Below are 18361 nucleotides of genomic sequence, written 5' to 3'. Positions count from 1 at the left end.
CCCATGTCTTCCCCTGCCGCGGTCGAGACGTTAGGTTCGGCAACCCGACCAGCTCCCCGAACTCAAGGAAAATCATGCATTCAGGCAGAAAATTCGCGGCCTTCCTCTTCGACATGGACGGCACCCTCATCAATTCCATCGCCTCGGCGGAAAGGGTGTGGAGCGATTGGGCACGCCGCCAGGGCCTCGACGTCGCCGCCTTCCTGCCGACGATCCATGGCGTGCGCGCGATCGAGACCATCACCGGCCTGGCGCTGCCGGGCGTCGATCCGGCACACGAGGCTGATCTGCTGCTGAAGGCCGAGGCGGCCGATCTCGATGGCATTCTCCAGATCGCCGGCGCCGTGGCATTTCTCGATTCGCTGCCGCCCGAACGCTGGGCGATCGTAACCTCCGCCCCACGTGAGCTGGCGCTGTTGCGCATGAAGGCCGCCGGCATCCCCGTGCCGGGCGTCATCGTCGCGGCGGAAGATGTCTCCCGCGGCAAGCCGGCGCCCGATTGCTTCCGGCTTGGCGCGGAACGACTCGGCGTCGACGCGCGCGATTGCCTCGTCTTCGAGGATGCTCCAGCTGGCATCGCGGCAGCCGAAGCGGCGGGCGCGGCGGTCATGGTCATCAGCGCCACGCACAAGCACCCCTTGCCAACGCAACATGCCGCGATCGCAGGCTACGACATGGTCGGCATCACGGTCGACGAGCGTGGCTGGATCGCGCTCGAGCCGCAGCGCAACGCTGCGTAGGGAGGCATCTAGAAGTCGCTGGTCAGGCCCTTTACTTCCCAGTCGCCGTAGCGCCCTGGCTCCTTGCCGCCGCGGCCGCCGATCTCCTTCGGCAGCGCGGCCTCCTTTTCGCGGTAGTGTTCCCGCCGCGCTGCGGCCTCGGCCAACGCACGGCGTGCGGCCGGCGCTAGCTCTCTTTGCGATGCCGCTTCGGCAGGAGCGGCGCCTGTTTTACTGATTTCGTCGGTCATGCGATAATCTCGGCAGATTGAGCTCGGTCAATTGAAACAGGAACTGGCGTTTCCCATCATATAGCCATGAACCCACGACGATCGACCCCTTTTCGCTATCCCCCGGACAGGAGCAGACGATGAACACCATCCGCACCGCCATGCTTCTTGCCGCGATGACCGCGCTGTTCATGGGCGTCGGCTTTTTGATCGGCGGAACCGGCGGCATGATGATCGCGCTGCTGATCGCCGCCGGCACCAACCTGTTCAGCTACTGGAATGCCGACAAGATGGTGCTGTCGATGAACCGTGCCGTCGAGGTCGACGAAAGGAACGCGCCCGAATATTACGCCATCGTCAAGGCAATGGCCAAACAGGCCGGCCTGCCGATGCCGAAGACCTATCTGATCGACAACCCGCAGCCGAACGCCTTTGCCACCGGCCGCAATCCGCAGAATGCGGCGGTGGCTGCCTCCACCGGCCTGTTGCAGGCGCTGACGCCTGAAGAGGTCGCAGCTGTCATGGCGCACGAGCTCGCCCATGTGCAGCACCGCGACACGCTCACCATGACGATCGTCGCCACCTTTGCCGGCGCCATTTCGATGCTCGGCAATTTTGCCTTCTTTTTCAGCGGCAACCGCGACAACAACCAGTTCGGCTTTGTCGGCGTGCTGGCGGCGATGATCGTGGCGCCCTTTGCCGCGATGATCGTGCAGATGGCGGTCAGCCGGACCCGCGAATACGAGGCCGACCGGCGTGGCGCCGAAATCTGTGGACACCCGCTCTGGCTGGCATCGGCGCTTGACAAGATCGCCCGCGGCGCCGAACGCATCCGCAACCCCGATGCCGAGCGAAATCCCGCGACAGCGCATCTCTTCATCATCAATCCTCTTCACGGCGAGCGCATGGACAGCCTGTTCTCCACCCACCCCGCCACTGAGAACCGCATCGCAGCCTTGCAAGCGATGGCGCGCGACATGGCCGGCAGCCAAACCCGGGCTGCACCGCGCCAGGCCCCAACGCCACGCCAGGCGGACGAACTACGGCCATCCGGCCCATGGGATCAGGCAGCGCGGCCCGAGCAGTCGGCGGAGCCCGCCCAGCCGAAGTCCAACCCGTGGGGTCGCAATCCGACCGGGCCCAAGGGCCGGTGGTCGTGAGCGTGGCGGACAGAGGACCACGACGCACTGTTTCAAGTGATCAGGAACACAGGGACGGCGGCGACTTCGTTGCCGGCCTCGCCGCCCGCAAGGCGGCGGCGCGCCTGCTTGCCGCCGTCATCGACGCCAGGACGCCGCTTGATGGGCTGACCGATCACGAGAACGGCCACCCGCAATACAAGGCGCTCGACTTGCGCGATCGCGGCCTGGTCCGCGCCATCCTGGTCACCGCGCTGCGCTATCGCATGACCATATCAGGGCTGCTGGCGAGGCGCCTGGAAAAACCGCTGCCGCCCAATGCCACCGCTTTGTCGCACATATTGCATGTGGCCGCAGCACAGATCCTGTTCCTCGATATTCCCGACAGCGCCGCCGTCGACATTGCGGTGACCCATGCCAAGTCCGATCCGCGCACGGTGCGCTTCTCCGGCCTCGTCAATGGCGTTCTGCGCACGTTGGCACGGGCCAAGGAAACGGAATTGCCTGCCGCCCTTGCCGCCACCGACGAGGCGCCCAAATGGTTTTCCGACAGGCTGAAGACCACCTACGGCAACGAGAAGGCCAGACAGATCCTCGAAGCACATCGCGTTGAGGCGCCGGTCGACTTCTCGGTCAAGGCCGATCCCGGTCTCTGGGCCGAAAAGCTCGGCGGCATCGTCCTGCAGACAGGCACGGTGCGTGTCGAGAATCTTGTCGGTCCTGTCACTGAATTGCCTGGCTTTGCCGAGGGCGCCTGGTGGGTCCAGGACGCCGCGGCCAGCCTGCCCGCCCGGCTGTTCGGCGATGTCACGGGATTGCGGGTTGCCGATCTCTGCGCCGCGCCCGGCGGCAAGACCGCGCAGCTGATCGTTGCCGGCGCGAAGGTCACCGCCGTCGACACGTCAAAAAACCGGCTCGTGCGGCTGACGCAGAATCTCGACCGTCTCGGCCTGTCGGCCGAAATCGTCCAGGCCGACCTGCTCAAATATGAGCCGGAAGAACTCTTCGACGCGATCCTCCTCGACGCGCCCTGCTCGTCGACCGGCACGGTGCGGCGGCATCCCGACGTGCCATGGACCAAGACTTCGGCCGATGTCGAAAAACTGGCCGACCTGCAACGCAGGCTGCTCGCCCGCGCCGTCACCCTGGTGAAGCCCGGCGGCACGATCGTCTTTTCCAACTGTTCGCTCGACCCGCTCGAGGGCGAGGATCTCTATCGCGCCTTTCTGGCCGGCACGCCTGAAGTCGCCAACGATCCGCTGCGGCAAGGCGAGATCGCCGGCATCGATCCGTTCCTGACGACGCAGCAAGGCACGCTGCGCACCACGCCCGCCGACCTGGAGCTCGGCGCGCCGGAACGCTCCGGCCTCGATGGTTTCTTCGCCGCTCGCATGCGGCGAGCCGGCTAGGAATTGAACTGCTCGGATTTACTGACTTTTTTGGGTAGGATCGGGGGCAAAACCAGGTCAACCGGCGTGGGCTCGTGGAATTCGCCTTCGCACGAATCGTGCAATCATGTAGACTCGGCGCCGGGGTAGAGGACGATCAGGAGGGGTTTTGGCACTTGCTGCCAGCAGCACGACGCGTCTATGGACGCTTGTCGCGAAGGAGTTCTGGCGCAAAACGCGCCGGCGCCTGCGCGCCGGGCCTGTCTATCGCTGGCGCTATTCCGGCCGCACGCCGGAACGTGTGCTGATCGCACCGCCGGACCTGCGCCTCGCCGACCCGCAGATCGCACTCGAGATCTATTACGGCCGCTATCCCCTGTCGGGGCACGTGGTCGAGACCGGCGGCAAGTCGCCTTTCCAGATCCACGTGCCCAATCACGGCTGGCAGAAGACGCTGCACGGCTTTCGCTGGCTGCGCCATATGCGCGCCGCCGGCACCGAGCTTGCCGCCGCCAATGCCCGCGCCCTGGTCTCCGACTGGATCACCATGCATGGCAGCCATATCTCCGGCATCGCCTGGGAGCCGGGCACGACGGCCAAGCGCATCATCGCCTGGTTGCAGCACTCCTCGGTCGTATTGCAGGGCGCCGAGTTCCCTTTCTACCGCGCCTTCCTGAAATCGGTTGCCATCCAGATCCGCTACCTCAGGTCGATGGCGCGCGAAATGCCCGACGGCAAGGACAGGCTGCGGGCCCGCATCGCGCTCGCCTTCGCTGCCTTGTCCCTGCCGGCACCGGCATCGGCCCTGCGGGGCGCGACCCGCAATCTTGCCGAGGAACTCGACCGCCAGATCCTCGCCGATGGCGGGCACATTTCGCGCAATCCGATGGTCGTCCTGGAAATCCTCGCCGACCTTCTGCCGCTGCGCCAGACTTATGCCAACCAGGCGGAAACGCCGCCGCAGGCGCTGATCGGCGCCATCGACCGCATGCTGCCGGCGCTGCGCTTCTTTCGCCATCAGGATGGCAGCCTCGCCCGCTTCAACGGCATGGGCGCCACCATCCACGACCGCATCGCCACCATTCTGCGCCACGACGACACCGCTGGCGCGCCGCTGCTGCATGCGCCGCATTCCGGCTATGAGCGCCTGTCGATGGGCGGCACCACGGTCATCGCCGACACCGGCCCGCCGCCGCCGGTCGATGTGTCCAACGCCGCACACGCCAGCTGCCTCGCCTTCGAACTGTCGTCCGGCCGCCAGCACTACATCGTCAATGCCGGCATTGACACCTATGGCGCGGCTGAATTCCGGCCGCTGGCGCGCGCCACCGCCGCGCACTCGACCGCCACCATCAACGACACCTCGTCGGCGCGCTTCAGCCATTCGTTGCGCGTCAACGACCTGCTCGGTTCGCCGCTGATCGGCGGCCCGCAGCATGTGCAGTGCAAGCGCACCGACCAGAAGGGCGTTCAGGGCTTCATCGCCCGCCATGACGGCTATGTCCCGCGCTTCGGCTTCCTGCATGAGCGCGAGCTGAAACTGTCGTCGAACGGCAATGTGCTGGCTGGCCGCGACCGCTTCCAGCGCCCCGGCAATACGGCGATCCGCAACAATGGGCGCGACTTCGTCACCGTCCGCTTCCACGTTCATCCCGACGTCAACCTTTTGCAGGACGAGCATGACCGCCTGGTGCTGGCCGCCGATCAGGCCGACACCTGGGTGTTCACAGCAGCCGAAGTGGTGCCGGAGGTCGAGGAATCGATCTATTTCGCCGGCCTTGGCGGCCCGCGCCGCAGCCGCCAGATCGTGCTTGCCTTCAAGGCTTCGGAAATCGCCGAAGTCCACTGGCAGCTGACCCGCACCAGCATCGCCGGCCACCCGGAAAACAACTGATCCTCCTGACAGGGCTTCAAACTCAGGTTAACAAAAGGCCTGACGACAACCAGCTCGGGGCATCGGCAGCTTTTGTGCCGGCAGCTTTCCCAAGATAGGAATTTTTTCTTGACTCCGTGCCCTCAGCTATGGTACATTTTTGCCTATGGTGCCGGTTTGCGCCAGTGGCCCGCCGCATAGGCGGGTTTTTTCGTTGGTGCTCCGTCAGCCAACGCGCCTGCGAAGTCTCCGAAGAAACCCGTTAACACGGATTCGTTGCCTTGCTCCACCTGACCGCCGGTTTGATTTCCGGGCGGCATGTGCTACGGGCGCGGGCATCCACCACACCAGTCGTGAAAGGCCGCCAGCCCATGGCCGTCGCCGCCAAGAACATTCCCGCACCAGACCTTGTTCCCGTGCGTCGCGCCCTGCTCTCCGTTTTCGACAAGACGGGCCTCATCGATTTCGCCAAAGCGCTGGCAGCGGCCGGTGTCGAACTGGTCTCGACCGGCGGCACGGCAAAAGCGATCACCGAGGCGGGCCTGGCGGTGCGCGACGTCTCCGAGCTCACCGGTTTCCCCGAGATCATGGACGGCCGCGTCAAGACCTTGCATCCCGGCGTGCATGGCGCGCTGCTTGGCGTGCGCGACGATCCGGAGCATTCCGCGGCAATGCGCAAATACGGCATCGAGCCGATCGATCTCGTCGTCTCCAATCTCTATCCGTTCGAGGAGGTCCGCCGCTCCGGCGCCGATTACGCGTCGATCGTCGAAAACATCGACATTGGCGGCCCGGCGATGATCCGCGCCTCGGCCAAGAACCACGCCTATGTCGCCATCATCACCGATCCCGGCGATTACGCTTCGGTGCTGAATGCGCTGGAGATGAACATCGGCTCGCTGTCGCTGGATTTCCGCAAGAAGCTGGCGGCCAAGGCCTTTGCCCGCACCGCCAGCTATGACGCGGCGATCTCCGGCTGGTTCGCCGAGGCGCTCGAGATCGAACATCCGACATGGCGCGCCTTTGGCGGCAGGCTGGTCGAGGTGATGCGCTATGGCGAGAACCCGCATCAGAGCGCCGGCTTCTACGTCGACGGCGACAAGCGCCCGGGCGTCGCCACGGCGCGCCAGCTGCAGGGCAAGCAGCTATCCTACAACAACATCAACGACACCGACGCCGCTTTCGAATTGGTCGGCGAGTTCGACCCCGACCTTTCCGCCGCCGTCGCCATCATCAAGCACGCCAATCCGTGCGGCGTTGCCGAAGGCGCCTCGCTGAAAGCCGCCTACGCCAAGGCGCTGGCCTGCGACCCGGTCTCGGCCTTCGGCGGCATCATCGCCGTCAACCGCACCCTCGACGCCGAGGCGGCGGAAGAGATCGTAAAAACCTTCACCGAGGTGATTATCGCGCCCGGCGCCACCGATGAGGCAGCGGCCATCGTGGCGGGGAAGAAGAATTTGCGCCTGCTGGTCACCGGTGGGCTGCCGGACCCGCGCACGCCGGGCACGACGGTCAAATCCGTCGCCGGCGGTCTGCTCATCCAGGGCCGGGACAACGCCGTCGTCGACGACCTCGAACTGAAAGTGGTGACCACACGGGCACCGACGCCGGCCGAAATGGCCGACCTGAAATTCGCCTTCCGCATCGCCAAGCACGTCAAGTCCAACGCCATCGTCTACGTCAGGGACGGCGCCACCGTCGGCATTGGCGCCGGCCAGATGAGCCGGGTCGATTCCTCACGCATCGCCGCCCGCAAGGCACTCGACGCCGCCGAGGCCGCCGGCCTCGCCGAACCGCTGACCAAGGGCTCGGTGGTCGCCTCCGACGCCTTCTTCCCCTTCGCCGATGGCTTACTGTCGGCAATCGCCGCCGGCGCCACCGCCGTCATCCAGCCGGGTGGCTCGATGAACGACAGGGACGTCATCGCCGCCGCCGACGAGCACGGCATCGCCATGGTGTTTACGGGCGTCAGGCATTTCCGCCATTAGCTGCTTTTACCCTCCCCCTTTGTGGGGGTGAGAAGCGGTTCGCGCAGCGAACGAAAAGCCAATTGCTTGGCTTTTCGAGCTTCGAACGCCCTAAGCCTGCGAAGGGCTCGGGGCTGAATTCTGAATGACCAGTCGCCGGGCCGGGTCCCCGCTGCTTCGCAGCGTCCCGGCGTTCACCGGCCTTTCATCGTGCCACTGGCACGATGAATTCGCTTCGCGAACCGGCTGCTCACCCCCACAAGGGGGAGGGTAAAGTCAATCCACCGGCCGGTCCGCCGGATAGGGCGTCTTGACCAGGATCGCCATGCCGATGCCCAGGAACAGCACGATCACCGCCATGCCGAGCCGCGCCGAGCCGCTGGCCAGGGTGACCGACGCGACCATGAACGGCGCCAGGAAACTGGTCGCCCGCCCGGCCAGCGCATAAATGCCGAAATAGCGGCCGGATTCTGCCGCCGTGACGCTGCGCGCCATATAGGACCGCGACGACGCCTGCACCGGCCCGAAAGCCACACCGATCAACAGGCCGAAGAAGATGTAGGCCTTTTCCGCTGCCGTGCCGAACAGGCCGCCGCTGTCCGGTCCAGGCATCATCCAGAGGCCGAACAAAGTATAGCCCGGCCCGGTCGAGACGATGCCGATCGTGGCGATGCTGAGCAGGACCAGCGAGATCATGACGATGGTTTTTGAGCCAAGCGCCGTGTCGAGACGGGCTGCGACCAGACAGCCGAAGATGGCGACGACATTGAGAATGATGCCGAAAATACCAATTTCGGTGATCGACCAGTGGAACATCGCAGCGGCGAAAGTGCCGCCCAACGCCAGCAGCGCGTTGACGCCGTCCTGATAGATCATGCGGGCGACCAGAAAGCGGAAGATACCGCTGCGCTTACGCACCTCGCCCAATGTCACTTTCAGCTCCGCCAACCCCTCTCGGACAGCCGGACCGATCGGCAGGCCCTTGATGGCGTCGGGGGTGAAAAAGAACATCGGCAGGATGAACAGGAAGTACCAGCCGGCTGACAAAGGCCCGGTTGCGCGCGCGTCCTCGCCGAGCTTCGGGTCGAGCCCGAACAGCGGGTCGATGCCGATGATCGTCTTGCCGGTCTCCGGCGAACCGGCCAGGCAGGCGACGACGAAGATCAGCGCGATCATGCCGCCGAGATAGCCAAGGCCCCAGGCCATGTTGGAGATCCTGCCGATCTCGCTCTTCGGCACCAGGCGCGGCATCATCGAGTCGTTGAACACCGTCGAAAACTCGGCCGCGACCGACGCCAGGGAGAAGAAGAACACGACCAGGAAAAGGTTCGAACCGGGGGCCGCGAACCAAAGCAGGCAAAGGCAGGTGATCTTGACCGCGGCAAAGAATGCGATCCAAGGCTTGCGCGGTCCGGTCTGGTCGGCGATCGAGCCGAGGATGGGCGACAGCACTGCAATGACAAGGCCGGCCGCGGCAATGCCGTAGCCCCAGGCCGCTTGCCCGGTTTCCGGATCGCTCGCCATCCGCGACACGAAATAAGGCCCGAAGATGAAGGTGGTGACGACGGTGAAGAACGGCTGCGCCGCCCAGTCGAACAGCATCCATCCCCAGATGCCGCGCCCGGACGCACGCTGCACTGTCTCTACCGTCATGATGATCCCCCGGCACCGGTTCCGTGTCGGGCGCCATGTCTGCATGTTTCATGCGCTCATGCAATGAACGAAGCTTGGTGCCGTCCCTTGCCCCTGCCCGGGGTTCATTGTTGGAAAACCCAGCAATTGGCTTTCGTCCGCGGCGCGGGCCAAGCCCTTATTTTTTCTCGTGAGGGAAGTCGGACCGAAGGTCCGGCACCGTCCTCCACCCCCTGCTTCGCAGCGATTGCCGCCGTCGCGAATTTCTTGATTATTAAGTTGACTCCTTTTATCCGGTTTGACTAATTGCGCTCGCGCAGGGCCGGAAAGTCACCGGTCGAACGGCTCGATATTGGTCTGACAGGGAATAAGAGATGACGATTGGTCGACAGGCGTTGTTGCGCACTCAGGCAAGGCGATTGATTGCGAGCAGTGCCTTGATAGCGGCATCTTTTGGAGCGATGGGAGCCGGCCGGGCCCAGGACGTTTCGCCGGACGATGCAACTCAACTGGAAACGATCGTCGTCACCGGCAAGTCGGACCGCGTTGTCGGGCCCGATCAAACGATCGTCGCCGAGGATACGGCGACCGGCACGAAGACCGATACGCCCATCGTCGACGTCCCCGCCTCGGTTTCAGTTGTAACCCAGAAGGAGCTGGAGGCACGCCATGTCGAAAGCCTCCAGCAGGCCGTGGCCTACACATCCAGCGTCCTCACCGACGAGTTCGGCAATGATGACCGATACGACTATATTCGTATCCGCGGTTTCGACCAGACATCGCTCGGTACTTATCGCGATGGTCTCACGGCGCGCATCCCCGCTTGGTTCACGGCCAGCCGTCTCGAGCCTTACGGACTTCAGCGCGTGGAGGTCCTGAAGGGATCGACATCGACGCTTTTTGGTCTCAACGGCCCTGGCGGACTGGTCAATGCCATCACCAAGCGGCCGCTGGACCAGAAGCAGGGGGAGATTTACACGTCCTATGGCGACGGTACCAAGGAGGTTGGCGTTGATTTTGGCGGACCGATCGACCCCGATGGCGTGTGGACCTATCGGCTCACCGGGCTGGCCAAGGATGGCGATCAAGGATGGGATTATTCCAACGACGATCGGCTTTACATCGCGCCCGCGTTGACCATCAAGCCCGAGGAAGGAACGTCGCTCACCATCCTGACTGACTATTACAAGCGAGATGGGACAGGCGCACGCGGCACCCCGGCTGGCGGCAATATCGACGTCGGCACATTCCTGGGCGAGCCGGATTTCAACCGCTTCAACACGGAGCAGGTCGATATCGGCTACCAATTCGAGCACGAGTTTAACGAGAACCTCACCCTCCGCTCCAATGCCCGCTACACGCATTTGAGCCTCGACTACGCCGAGGTCTACGGCGCGTCGCTTGACCCCACGGCGGACCGCACGGCATTTTCCGTCGATGGCGTGTCCAACCGCTATGCCTTCGACAATCAGTTGCAATACGATACGGGCTGGGACGGGATCGACAGCAAGACGCTTGTCGGCATCGACTACGCCAACGACAACACCCGCGAAAACATCCTCTTCGGCACCGCCGGTCCCGTCGACATCAACAATCCGACCTATTGCGGTCTGTCCTGCATCAATCTCGGCCCCTACGTGAACTGGCGGGTCAAGCAACAGGCGGTCGGTGTCTATGCCCAGGAGCAATTGACGTTTGACGACCGCTGGATCGTCACCCTGGGCGGGCGCTGGGACCGCGTGCATACGACGGCGGACTATCTCGACTCGGGAACGCAGGACGATGACACGGCACCCGCCTTCACCAAGCGCGCCGGCCTGACCTACAAATTCACCCCGAACCTCGCGGTCTACGCCAACTATTCGGAAAGCTTCCAGCCGCTCGTGGCGCCAAGTGCCAACGGATATGCGGTCTCGGGTTCGCTGAAGCCTCAAGAGGGCAAGCAGTATGAGGCAGGCATCAAGTACAAGCCCGACGGCTTCGACGGCCTGTTCACGGCCGCGGTCTTCGACCTTACCCAAACCAATGTTCCGACCTATGTCACGCCTGTTGTCCAGCAGCAGATCGGCAAGGTCGGCGTCCGCGGCATCGAACTCGAGGGCAAGGCTGCCATCGCGGAAAACCTGAACCTGACGCTTGCCTATTCCTACTGGGATGCCGAGATCCTGGAAGACGGCATTGGCGGTAATGCCGGCAATCGGCCGCAGCGTGTTCCTCGCCACCTGGCGTCGGCCTGGGTTGATTATACGCTTCCCGAGGAAGGACGGCGTGGCGACCTGACCATCGGCGGTGGCGTGCGCTATATCGGGCAAACCTACGGGGATGACGCGAACACGACTTCGATTGGCGGCTACGCACTGGTGGATGCGGCGATCAGCTACAAGATGACCAAGGACGTGACGTTGGCCCTGAACGCAACGAACCTGTTCGACCGGAAGTATTTGACAACCAGCTATTACGGAACCGAATTTTACGGCGACCGGCTGAAAATCGTCGGCACGCTCAAACATTCCTGGTGAGCTTTTTGAACGCAGGTTTCGAAGCGGATGGCATTCGAAAAGAGCCACACGCATCCGGTGATGCGTGTGGTGATCGTCGGCGGTTCACATCCCCGTCAGATCGCTCATCAGCCCCGACGCCACCGACAGCCGCGACACGGTGATGTCGCCGCCCTCGGTCAGTGCCTGCAGCCGCTCGCGGATGCGCGCCACCCGCTCGCCGCCGGCGTCCAGCCAGGCAACCACCGGATCGGCCGTCTTGGCGTGGCCGGTGAGTGCCGCCACCGCGATGCCGCGCCGTGCCGCGCCGATCGTGTCGGTGGCGCGCGACAGCGCCAGTTGATCATAGTAGTCCGAAGGCGTGATCGAGCGTGCGGCGTCCTCGACACGCGGGATGCGGAAGGCATCGCTGACGGCGAAGAACGCCTTGGCCGCGGCGACGATATCGGCGCCGGCGGTGCGCGCCGTCAGCGCGATGTCGGGGATAAGTTCCGCCACCTCGCTGAGCGCCAGTTGCCCGGCCAGCCCTTCCGGCGCGCCGCTCTTGAACAGCCCGTGCCGCTTCTCCTCGATGCGCTCGCGCGAGAAAGCCGGCAGCAGCGAAACGAGCTTGGGTTCCAGCGCCTTGCGTGCGTCCTGCAGCGCGGCGATGCGCTGGCCAAGCGGTGCCGTGCCGGCATCGTTCTTCAGATACCAGCCGCTGGTCACATAGATCAGCCGGCTGACCATCTGATAGAGATCGAGCTGCACCTGGCCGTCGATCTGGTTGTCGAGCGCATCGATCTCGCGATAGAGCGCCGGCAGTGCAAAACCGTCGCGCACCAAGGCGAAGGTCCGCACCACGTCAGCGGCGGTGCGCCCCGTGGCTTCCTGCAGCCGGTTGACGAAGGATGGGCCGCCGCGATTGACCAGATCGTTGGCGACGACGCGCGTGATGATCTCGCGGCGCAGCCGGTGGCCATGGATCTCAGTGGCGTATTGCTTCGCCATCCGGTCCGGGAAGTAGCCCATCAGGTCGCGATCGAAATGCGCGTCATCAGGCACGTCGCTGGCGACGATGTCGGAAAACAGCACGATCTTGGCATAGGCGAGCAGCACGCCAAGTTCGGCCCTGGTCAGCGGTTCGCCACGTGCTTCGCGCTCGGCGAGCGCTGACGGCGACGGCAGCGTCTCCACAGCGCGGTCGAGCAGGCCACGCGCCTCCAGCGCCGTCATGAACCGGCTCTGATGCGCGATGTCGGCGAGGCCGCGCTTGCGGGCGATCGAAAGCGCCAGCGTCTGCTGGTAGTTGTTGGACAGCACCAGCGAACCGACCTCGTCGGTCATCTCGGCCAGCAGCTTGTTGCGTGCCGGGCGCGTCAACGACCCCTTGCGCATGGCGGACGCCAGCGCGATCTTGATGTTGACCTCGACGTCGGAACAGTTGACGCCGCCCGAATTGTCGATGGCGTCGGAATTGCAGCGGCCGCCATTTAGGCCGAACTCGATGCGCGCCCGCTGCGTGACGCCGAGATTGGCGCCCTCGCCGATCACCTTGGCGCGCACGTCGAGCGCGGTGATGCGAATGGCATCGTTGGCGCGGTCGCCGACCTCGGCATTGGTCTCGGTCGATGCCCGCAAATAGGTGCCGATGCCGCCGAACCACAGAAGATCGACCGGCGCCTTGAGGATGGCGGTCATGATCTCGACCGGCGTGGCGGTGATCTTGGCCAGGCCGATCGCCGCCGCCGCCGCCGACGGCAAGGTGATCGACTTCTGGTTGCGCGAGACGATGATGCCGCCTTCCGACAGTTTCGTCTTGTCATAGTCCTGCCAGCTCGAACGCGGCAGCGCGAACATGCGCTCGCGCTCGGCCATCGAGGCTGCCATATCGGGATCGGGGTCGATGAAGATGTCGCGATGGTCGAAGGCGGCGATCAGCCGGGTTTTCGGCGACAAAAGCATGCCGTTGCCGAACACGTCGCCCGACATGTCGCCGACACCGACGACGGTGAAGGACGAGGTCTGGATATCGCGGTTGATCTCGCGGAAATGCCGCTTGACCGCTTCCCAGGCGCCCTTGGCGGTGATGCCCATCTTCTTGTGGTCGTAGCCGGCCGAGCCGCCGCTGGCGAAGGCGTCGTCGAGCCAGAAGCCGTGCTTCTCCGAGATCGCGTTGGCGGTGTCGGAGAAAGTCGCCGTGCCCTTGTCGGCGGCAACCACGAAATACGGATCGTCCGGGTCGCGTCTGATGACGCCGGCCGGCGGGATGACACCGTCGAGACCGATATTGTCGGTGATCGACAGCAGGCTGGAGACGAAGTTCTTGTAGGCCGAGGTGCCGGCCTCGAAGATGGCGTCACGGCCGGCGCTCATCGGCAGCTTCTTCGGATAGAAGCCGCCCTTGGCGCCGACCGGCACGATGACGGCATTCTTGACCTGCTGCGCCTTGACCAGGCCAAGCACCTCGGTGCGGTAGTCCTGGGCGCGGTCCGACCAGCGCAGACCGCCGCGCGCCACCGGGCCGAAGCGCAGATGCAGGCCCTCGACCTCGGAACCGTAGACGAAGATCTCCCGCCAGGGCCGCGGCGCCGGCAATCCTTCTACCGCATGCGAATCGAGCTTGATCGCCAGCGACTGGCCTTTCGCCTTCGTATCGGCAACGAAATGATTGGTGCGCAGCGAGGCTTCGATCAGATTGAGGTAGCGCCGGATGATGGTGTCGTCGTCGATGTTCGGCACATCCTCCAGCGCATCCTTGATCTTGGCCTTGAGGTGCTTTGCCGCCACCACGCCTTCGGTCTCGGCTGTCGGGCCAAGCCGGGCGATGAACAGCGCATGCAGGCCCCGCGCTATGTCGGGATAGCGATTGAGCGCGGCGGCGATGAAATCCTGGCTTTGCGGAATACCGACCTGCTGCAGATAGCGGCCATAGGCGCGCAGGATGGTGATCTCGCCAGACCACAGGCCGGCGGTCTGGGCGAGGCCGTTGTAACCGTCATTGTCGACGTCGCCGCGCCAGACGGAGAGGAACGCATCCTCGAAAAGTGCGCCGCCATCGGTCAGATCGATCGGCTTGCCGTAGCTGTTCTCAAGCTCCATGTCGTGGATGAAGACCAGGCCGGACTGGTCGTCGCCGACCTCGAAAGTGCGTTCGCTGATGACGCGGAAGCCGATGTTTTCCAACACCGGCACCCGGCGCGACAGCGCCACCGGGCTGCCGTGATGATAGATCTTCAGCGCCGCCTGATGCGGCTTCTGTTCGGCATGGCGATAATAGTCGATGGCGATCGGATTGCCGGCGCTGATCTTGGCGATGCGCCCCGCATCTGCCAGCGCAACCGCCGCGCTGAACGAATCGCGGTAGCTTTCCGGCAGCCGCGCGGCGATGCTCTTCAACGCCTGGTCGGCGCCATTGGCCTCCGCCGCATCGGAAAGCGCATCTTCCCAGGTGCGCACGATGTCGCGGATCGCCGCCTCGATCGTCGCTTGCTCGACCTTCGGCGTCTTGCCGCCGGAGCGGCCGATGATGAAGTGCACACGCGCCAGCCCGCCTTCGGGGAAGGCCGGGTAATAGGCCGACAGCCGGCCTTCGAACATGGTCTTCAGATAGAAGCCGATCTTCTCGCGCACGACGCTGTCGTAGCGGTCGCGCGGCACAAAGACGAGGATCGAAACGAAGCGGTCGAACTGGTCGGCGCGCACCAGCGCCCGCACCCGCGGCCGCTCGACCAGGCCGAGAATGGCAGCGGCATGCTTCCTCAGGACCGGCACGGGCACCTGGAACAGTTCGTCGCGCGGATAGCTCTCCAAAACGTTGATCAGCGCCTTGCCGGAGTGATCGTGCCTGTCGAAGCCGGACTTGGCGATGATGGTTTCGGCTTTTGACCTGAGATACGGGATCTTCATCACCGAGCGCGTGTAGGCGGTCGAGGTGAACAGGCCGACGATGCGCAATTCGCCCGCGAGCGTGCCCTTGGCGGTGTAGGTCTTGACGCCGATATAGTCGAGATAGATGCGGCGGTGCACGGAAGACTTGGCATTGGCCTTGGTGACGATCAGGGGCTCCGGCCCATGCAGGAAGGCGCGGATCTCCGGCGTCGTCGTCACCGCTTCGGTGCCGCGCCTGAGCACCAGCACGTCGGGGTCGGACAGGATGCCGAGGCCGGGCTTTTCGGCGCGCTCAAGCGTGCCGCTTTCCTCGCCGCCGGTGTATTTGAACTCGCGCATGCCAAGGAAGGTGAAATTGTCGTCGCGCAGCCACTCCAGGAAGGCGAGGGCCTCGGCAACGCTCTTCTTGTCGAGCGGCACGGCCGTATAGCGGAATTCCGAGATCGCCTGATCGAGGCGGGCCAGCATTGGCCTCCAGTCGTGAACGGCGGCATGAACCTGGCCAAGGATCTTGCGCAGCCGCTCGCTCAATCCGCTCGCCTGCTCGGATGTCAGCCGTGGGATGTGGACATGGATGACGCTCAGCCTGTCGTGGCTGCCATCGTCCTTGGCGAAATTGCGGTCGCCGAGGATTTCTTCCACGCCGCCCTTGCCGTGGCGCACGACGATAACCGGATGAGTGACCAGGGTCGGTTCGCCCGATGTCTCGGTGATCTCGCCGAGGATGGAATCGAACAGGAACGGCATGTTGTCGTTGACGACTGTGACAACCGTCATCGGGCGGCCGTCTCGCACAACACCCGAATCGGCATCGACGGCGACGACGCACTCGCCTTTCCTGTGAGTGGCGACTGCCTGGCCGGCGAGATCGGCAGCGCGTTCGAGGTCGGCCACCTCATAGGTGGCGATGTCTTCAGCCGGCGCGCGGGCGAGCAGATAGTCGGCAAGCCTGGCTGGCCTTTCCTCCGCTTTTGTCGCTGCCGTGGCTTTTTTCTTCGGCTTGCTCGCGGATTTCACGCTGGCCATGACGCACGTCCCTCCCGTCGAATGCTTTTACGACTATGGTAGCAGATGACCGCTGTTTGGCGACAAAGGTTTGACGGCTTGCCAAGAATTATCGGAATTTGGCGACAAGATGCCGCGCAACGAGGAGAAATGACCCATGACCGGCAAAATCACCGCGCTTGACCTTGGCCAGGCAGAGCTGAGCGACGCGACAAAAGCCTATTTCGCCAAATGCGAGGAGAAGCTCGGCCTCGTCCCCAACGTGCTCAAGGCCTACGCCTTCGACGACAAGAAGCTGCGCGCTTTCACCGACATGTACAACGATTTGATGCTGGGTGATTCCGGCCTCTCGAAGCTGGAGCGCGAGATGATCGCGGTCGTCGTCTCCTCGATCAATCATTGCTACTATTGCCTGACCGCGCATGGCGCGGCGGTGCGCCAGCTGTCCGGCGACCCGGCGCTCGGCGAAATGATGGTGATGAATTTCCGCGCCGCCGATCTTTCGCCCAAGCAGACCGCAATGCTCGAATTCGCCGTCAAGCTGACGGAAGAACCGGCTAAGATCGTCGAGGCCGATCGGGCCACCCTTCGCAAGGCCGGCTTCACCGACCGTGACATCTGGGACATCGCCTCGACATCAGCCTTCTTCAACATGTCGAACCGGGTGGCTGCGGCAATCGATATGCGGCCGAACGACGAATACCACGCCATGGCGCGGTGAGGCGCGGCAGCTGGGCCAGGTCGAGCGTTATATTAGCAGTTTCGCATTCTCGTTGCTTGTTTGCCGGTTTGGTCCGATGATCGGCAGGCGGCATGACCGCATGCCGGTTCGATGCCGCTCACCAAGGGAGGAGAACATGGCGAAGTATCTCTACGTCTATCATGGCTCGGGCAAGATGCCGACCGACGAGGCCGAGCGGAAAGCCGCAATGGACGCCTGGAACGGCTGGTACGGCAAGCTCGGCTCGGCCGTGGTCGACGGCGGCAATCCGGTCGGCATGTCGAAGATGGTGCTGCCCGGCGGCAAGGTCGAGAACAATGGCGGCAGCAATCCGACCGCGGGCTACACGATCGTCGAAGCGAAAGACATCGACGAAGCCGTCGCCAAGGCCAAGGATTGCCCGATCCTGATGGATCCGGGTTTCAGCGTCGAAATCGCGCCGATCATTGAAATGATGTGACGGGTTAGGACCGCGCCGCGATCGCGGCCGCCGCGCCGGCCATCGTCGTCGCGCTGACACGGTTGGCGATCTTCATGGCGCGCTTGCTCTTCAAAAGCTTGCGCGCCTGCGAAGCGGCGAGCACCCAGGCGAGATCGATGGCGACCAGCACCACGGCCATGGTCGCCGTCAGTTCGACCCAGCCGACGATGCTGACCGAAGCGAGGTCGATGATGGTCGGCAGCAGCGCCAGGTAGAACATCATGATCTTGGGATTGCCGAGCGTCACCGCCATGCCGGCAAAGAACAGCTTTGCCGGAGAATCCTCGCGCGGCATCTCGCCCTCTTTCGCGTCGACAGGGGCGGTCCACATCTTCCAGGCGAGATAAGCGAGATAGGCAACGCCGGCCCACTTCACCACGACGAAGGCGAAATGGAAGGTCTGCGCCACGACAGCCAGCCCGAACACCGCCAGCGACAGCCAGATGCCCTCGCCGATCCACATGGCGAGCAGGAACGGGAACACGTCGCGAAAGCCCTTCGAGATGACGCGCGCGACAAGCGCCGCGATCGATGGCCCGGGCGAGCCGGCGGCAACGAACAAAGCGGCGGCGAAGATGAGCAGCGAGGTGAGGTGCATGGCCAGGGTCCCTGGTTGAAAACCTTCGATTTCGGATATTAGCGCAAGTGGCTCGGCTGCGGTAGCACCGACAAAAGACCCTTGTCGGTCCAGCATCTCGCGGCTAGAAAGGCCGCCGCGAAACAATTTCGAGCTTCACTTTGCCTACGTAACCGCCGGTCTCGCCAACTCCCCCGACACAAGCATGACACCGCGTTCGCGGTGTCTGTTTTCGTTTTCCATGTGTTCTTCTGGGCGGCG

12 protein-coding genes are annotated in these 18361 nt (G+C 64.0%); 8 read left to right on the top strand and 4 right to left on the bottom strand.

Features of this window, described 5'->3' with window-relative positions:
- The first annotated feature begins 74 nt into the window (after positions 1–74).
- Complete coding sequence (locus NKJ04_RS18195) at positions 75–740, top strand: HAD-IA family hydrolase (protein ID WP_352676994.1); 666 nt, start codon at positions 75–77, stop codon at positions 738–740.
- Positions 741–748: 8 nt separating this feature from the next.
- Here the strand turns inward: NKJ04_RS18195 and NKJ04_RS18190 are convergent, their stop codons facing one another.
- Positions 749–970, bottom strand: a complete 222-nt coding sequence (locus NKJ04_RS18190; protein ID WP_352676992.1) for a DUF1674 domain-containing protein — start codon at positions 968–970, stop codon at positions 749–751.
- Positions 971–1089: 119 nt separating this feature from the next.
- Between NKJ04_RS18190 and htpX the strand changes: the two genes are divergently transcribed.
- The 4 genes from htpX to purH all read left to right on the top strand — a co-directional run bounded on the left by htpX (position 1090) and on the right by purH (position 7337).
- Positions 1090–2109: a zinc metalloprotease HtpX gene (gene htpX, locus NKJ04_RS18185; RefSeq protein WP_352676990.1), complete on the top strand. Its 1020-nt coding sequence runs from the start codon at positions 1090–1092 to the stop codon at positions 2107–2109.
- Complete coding sequence (locus NKJ04_RS18180; protein WP_352676988.1) at positions 2106–3497, top strand: RsmB/NOP family class I SAM-dependent RNA methyltransferase; 1392 nt, start codon at positions 2106–2108, stop codon at positions 3495–3497. The genes htpX and NKJ04_RS18180 overlap by 4 nt, the downstream gene beginning before the upstream one ends.
- A gap of 148 nt (positions 3498–3645) precedes the next feature.
- Positions 3646–5370, top strand: a complete 1725-nt coding sequence (locus NKJ04_RS18175; protein WP_023811734.1) for a heparinase II/III family protein — start codon at positions 3646–3648, stop codon at positions 5368–5370.
- A gap of 350 nt (positions 5371–5720) precedes the next feature.
- Entirely contained in the window at positions 5721–7337 is a 1617-nt protein-coding gene (gene purH, locus NKJ04_RS18170; RefSeq protein WP_352676986.1) for a bifunctional phosphoribosylaminoimidazolecarboxamide formyltransferase/IMP cyclohydrolase, read from the top strand.
- A 255-nt stretch (positions 7338–7592) separates the two neighbouring features.
- Here purH and NKJ04_RS18165 read toward each other — a convergent pair whose 3' ends face one another.
- A complete protein-coding gene (locus NKJ04_RS18165; protein ID WP_352676984.1) occupies positions 7593–8969 on the bottom strand; it encodes an MFS transporter in 1377 nt (458 codons plus the stop codon).
- Positions 8970–9322: 353 nt separating this feature from the next.
- On the opposite strand from NKJ04_RS18165, the gene NKJ04_RS18160 reads away from it, so the two are divergent.
- Positions 9323–11467 (top strand): TonB-dependent siderophore receptor, encoded by a 2145-nt coding sequence (locus NKJ04_RS18160; protein ID WP_352676983.1) that lies wholly within the window; start codon positions 9323–9325, stop codon positions 11465–11467.
- Positions 11468–11551: 84 nt separating this feature from the next.
- Here the strand turns inward: NKJ04_RS18160 and NKJ04_RS18155 are convergent, their stop codons facing one another.
- Positions 11552–16342 (bottom strand): NAD-glutamate dehydrogenase, encoded by a 4791-nt coding sequence (locus NKJ04_RS18155; RefSeq protein ID WP_352676981.1) that lies wholly within the window; start codon positions 16340–16342, stop codon positions 11552–11554.
- Positions 16343–16478: 136 nt separating this feature from the next.
- On the opposite strand from NKJ04_RS18155, the gene NKJ04_RS18150 reads away from it, so the two are divergent.
- Together NKJ04_RS18150 and NKJ04_RS18145 are read left to right on the top strand one after the other, a co-directional pair.
- Positions 16479–17042, top strand: coding sequence for a peroxidase-related enzyme (locus NKJ04_RS18150; RefSeq protein WP_023811730.1), 564 nt, complete (start codon positions 16479–16481; stop codon positions 17040–17042).
- A gap of 136 nt (positions 17043–17178) precedes the next feature.
- A complete protein-coding gene (locus NKJ04_RS18145; RefSeq protein ID WP_023811729.1) occupies positions 17179–17502 on the top strand; it encodes a YciI family protein in 324 nt (107 codons plus the stop codon).
- Positions 17503–17506: 4 nt separating this feature from the next.
- On the opposite strand, the gene NKJ04_RS18140 is transcribed toward NKJ04_RS18145, so the two are convergent.
- Positions 17507–18121, bottom strand: coding sequence for a LysE family translocator (locus tag NKJ04_RS18140; RefSeq protein WP_023811728.1), 615 nt, complete (start codon positions 18119–18121; stop codon positions 17507–17509).
- Positions 18122–18361 lie beyond the last annotated feature (240 nt).

Origin of the sequence: Mesorhizobium sp. M0618 (assembly GCF_040320765.1) — a bacterium.
Taxonomy (GTDB): Bacteria; Pseudomonadota; Alphaproteobacteria; order Rhizobiales; family Rhizobiaceae; genus Mesorhizobium.
Note: the sequence above shows the minus strand (reverse complement) of the source record. Positions and strands in the feature narration are given on the sequence as shown.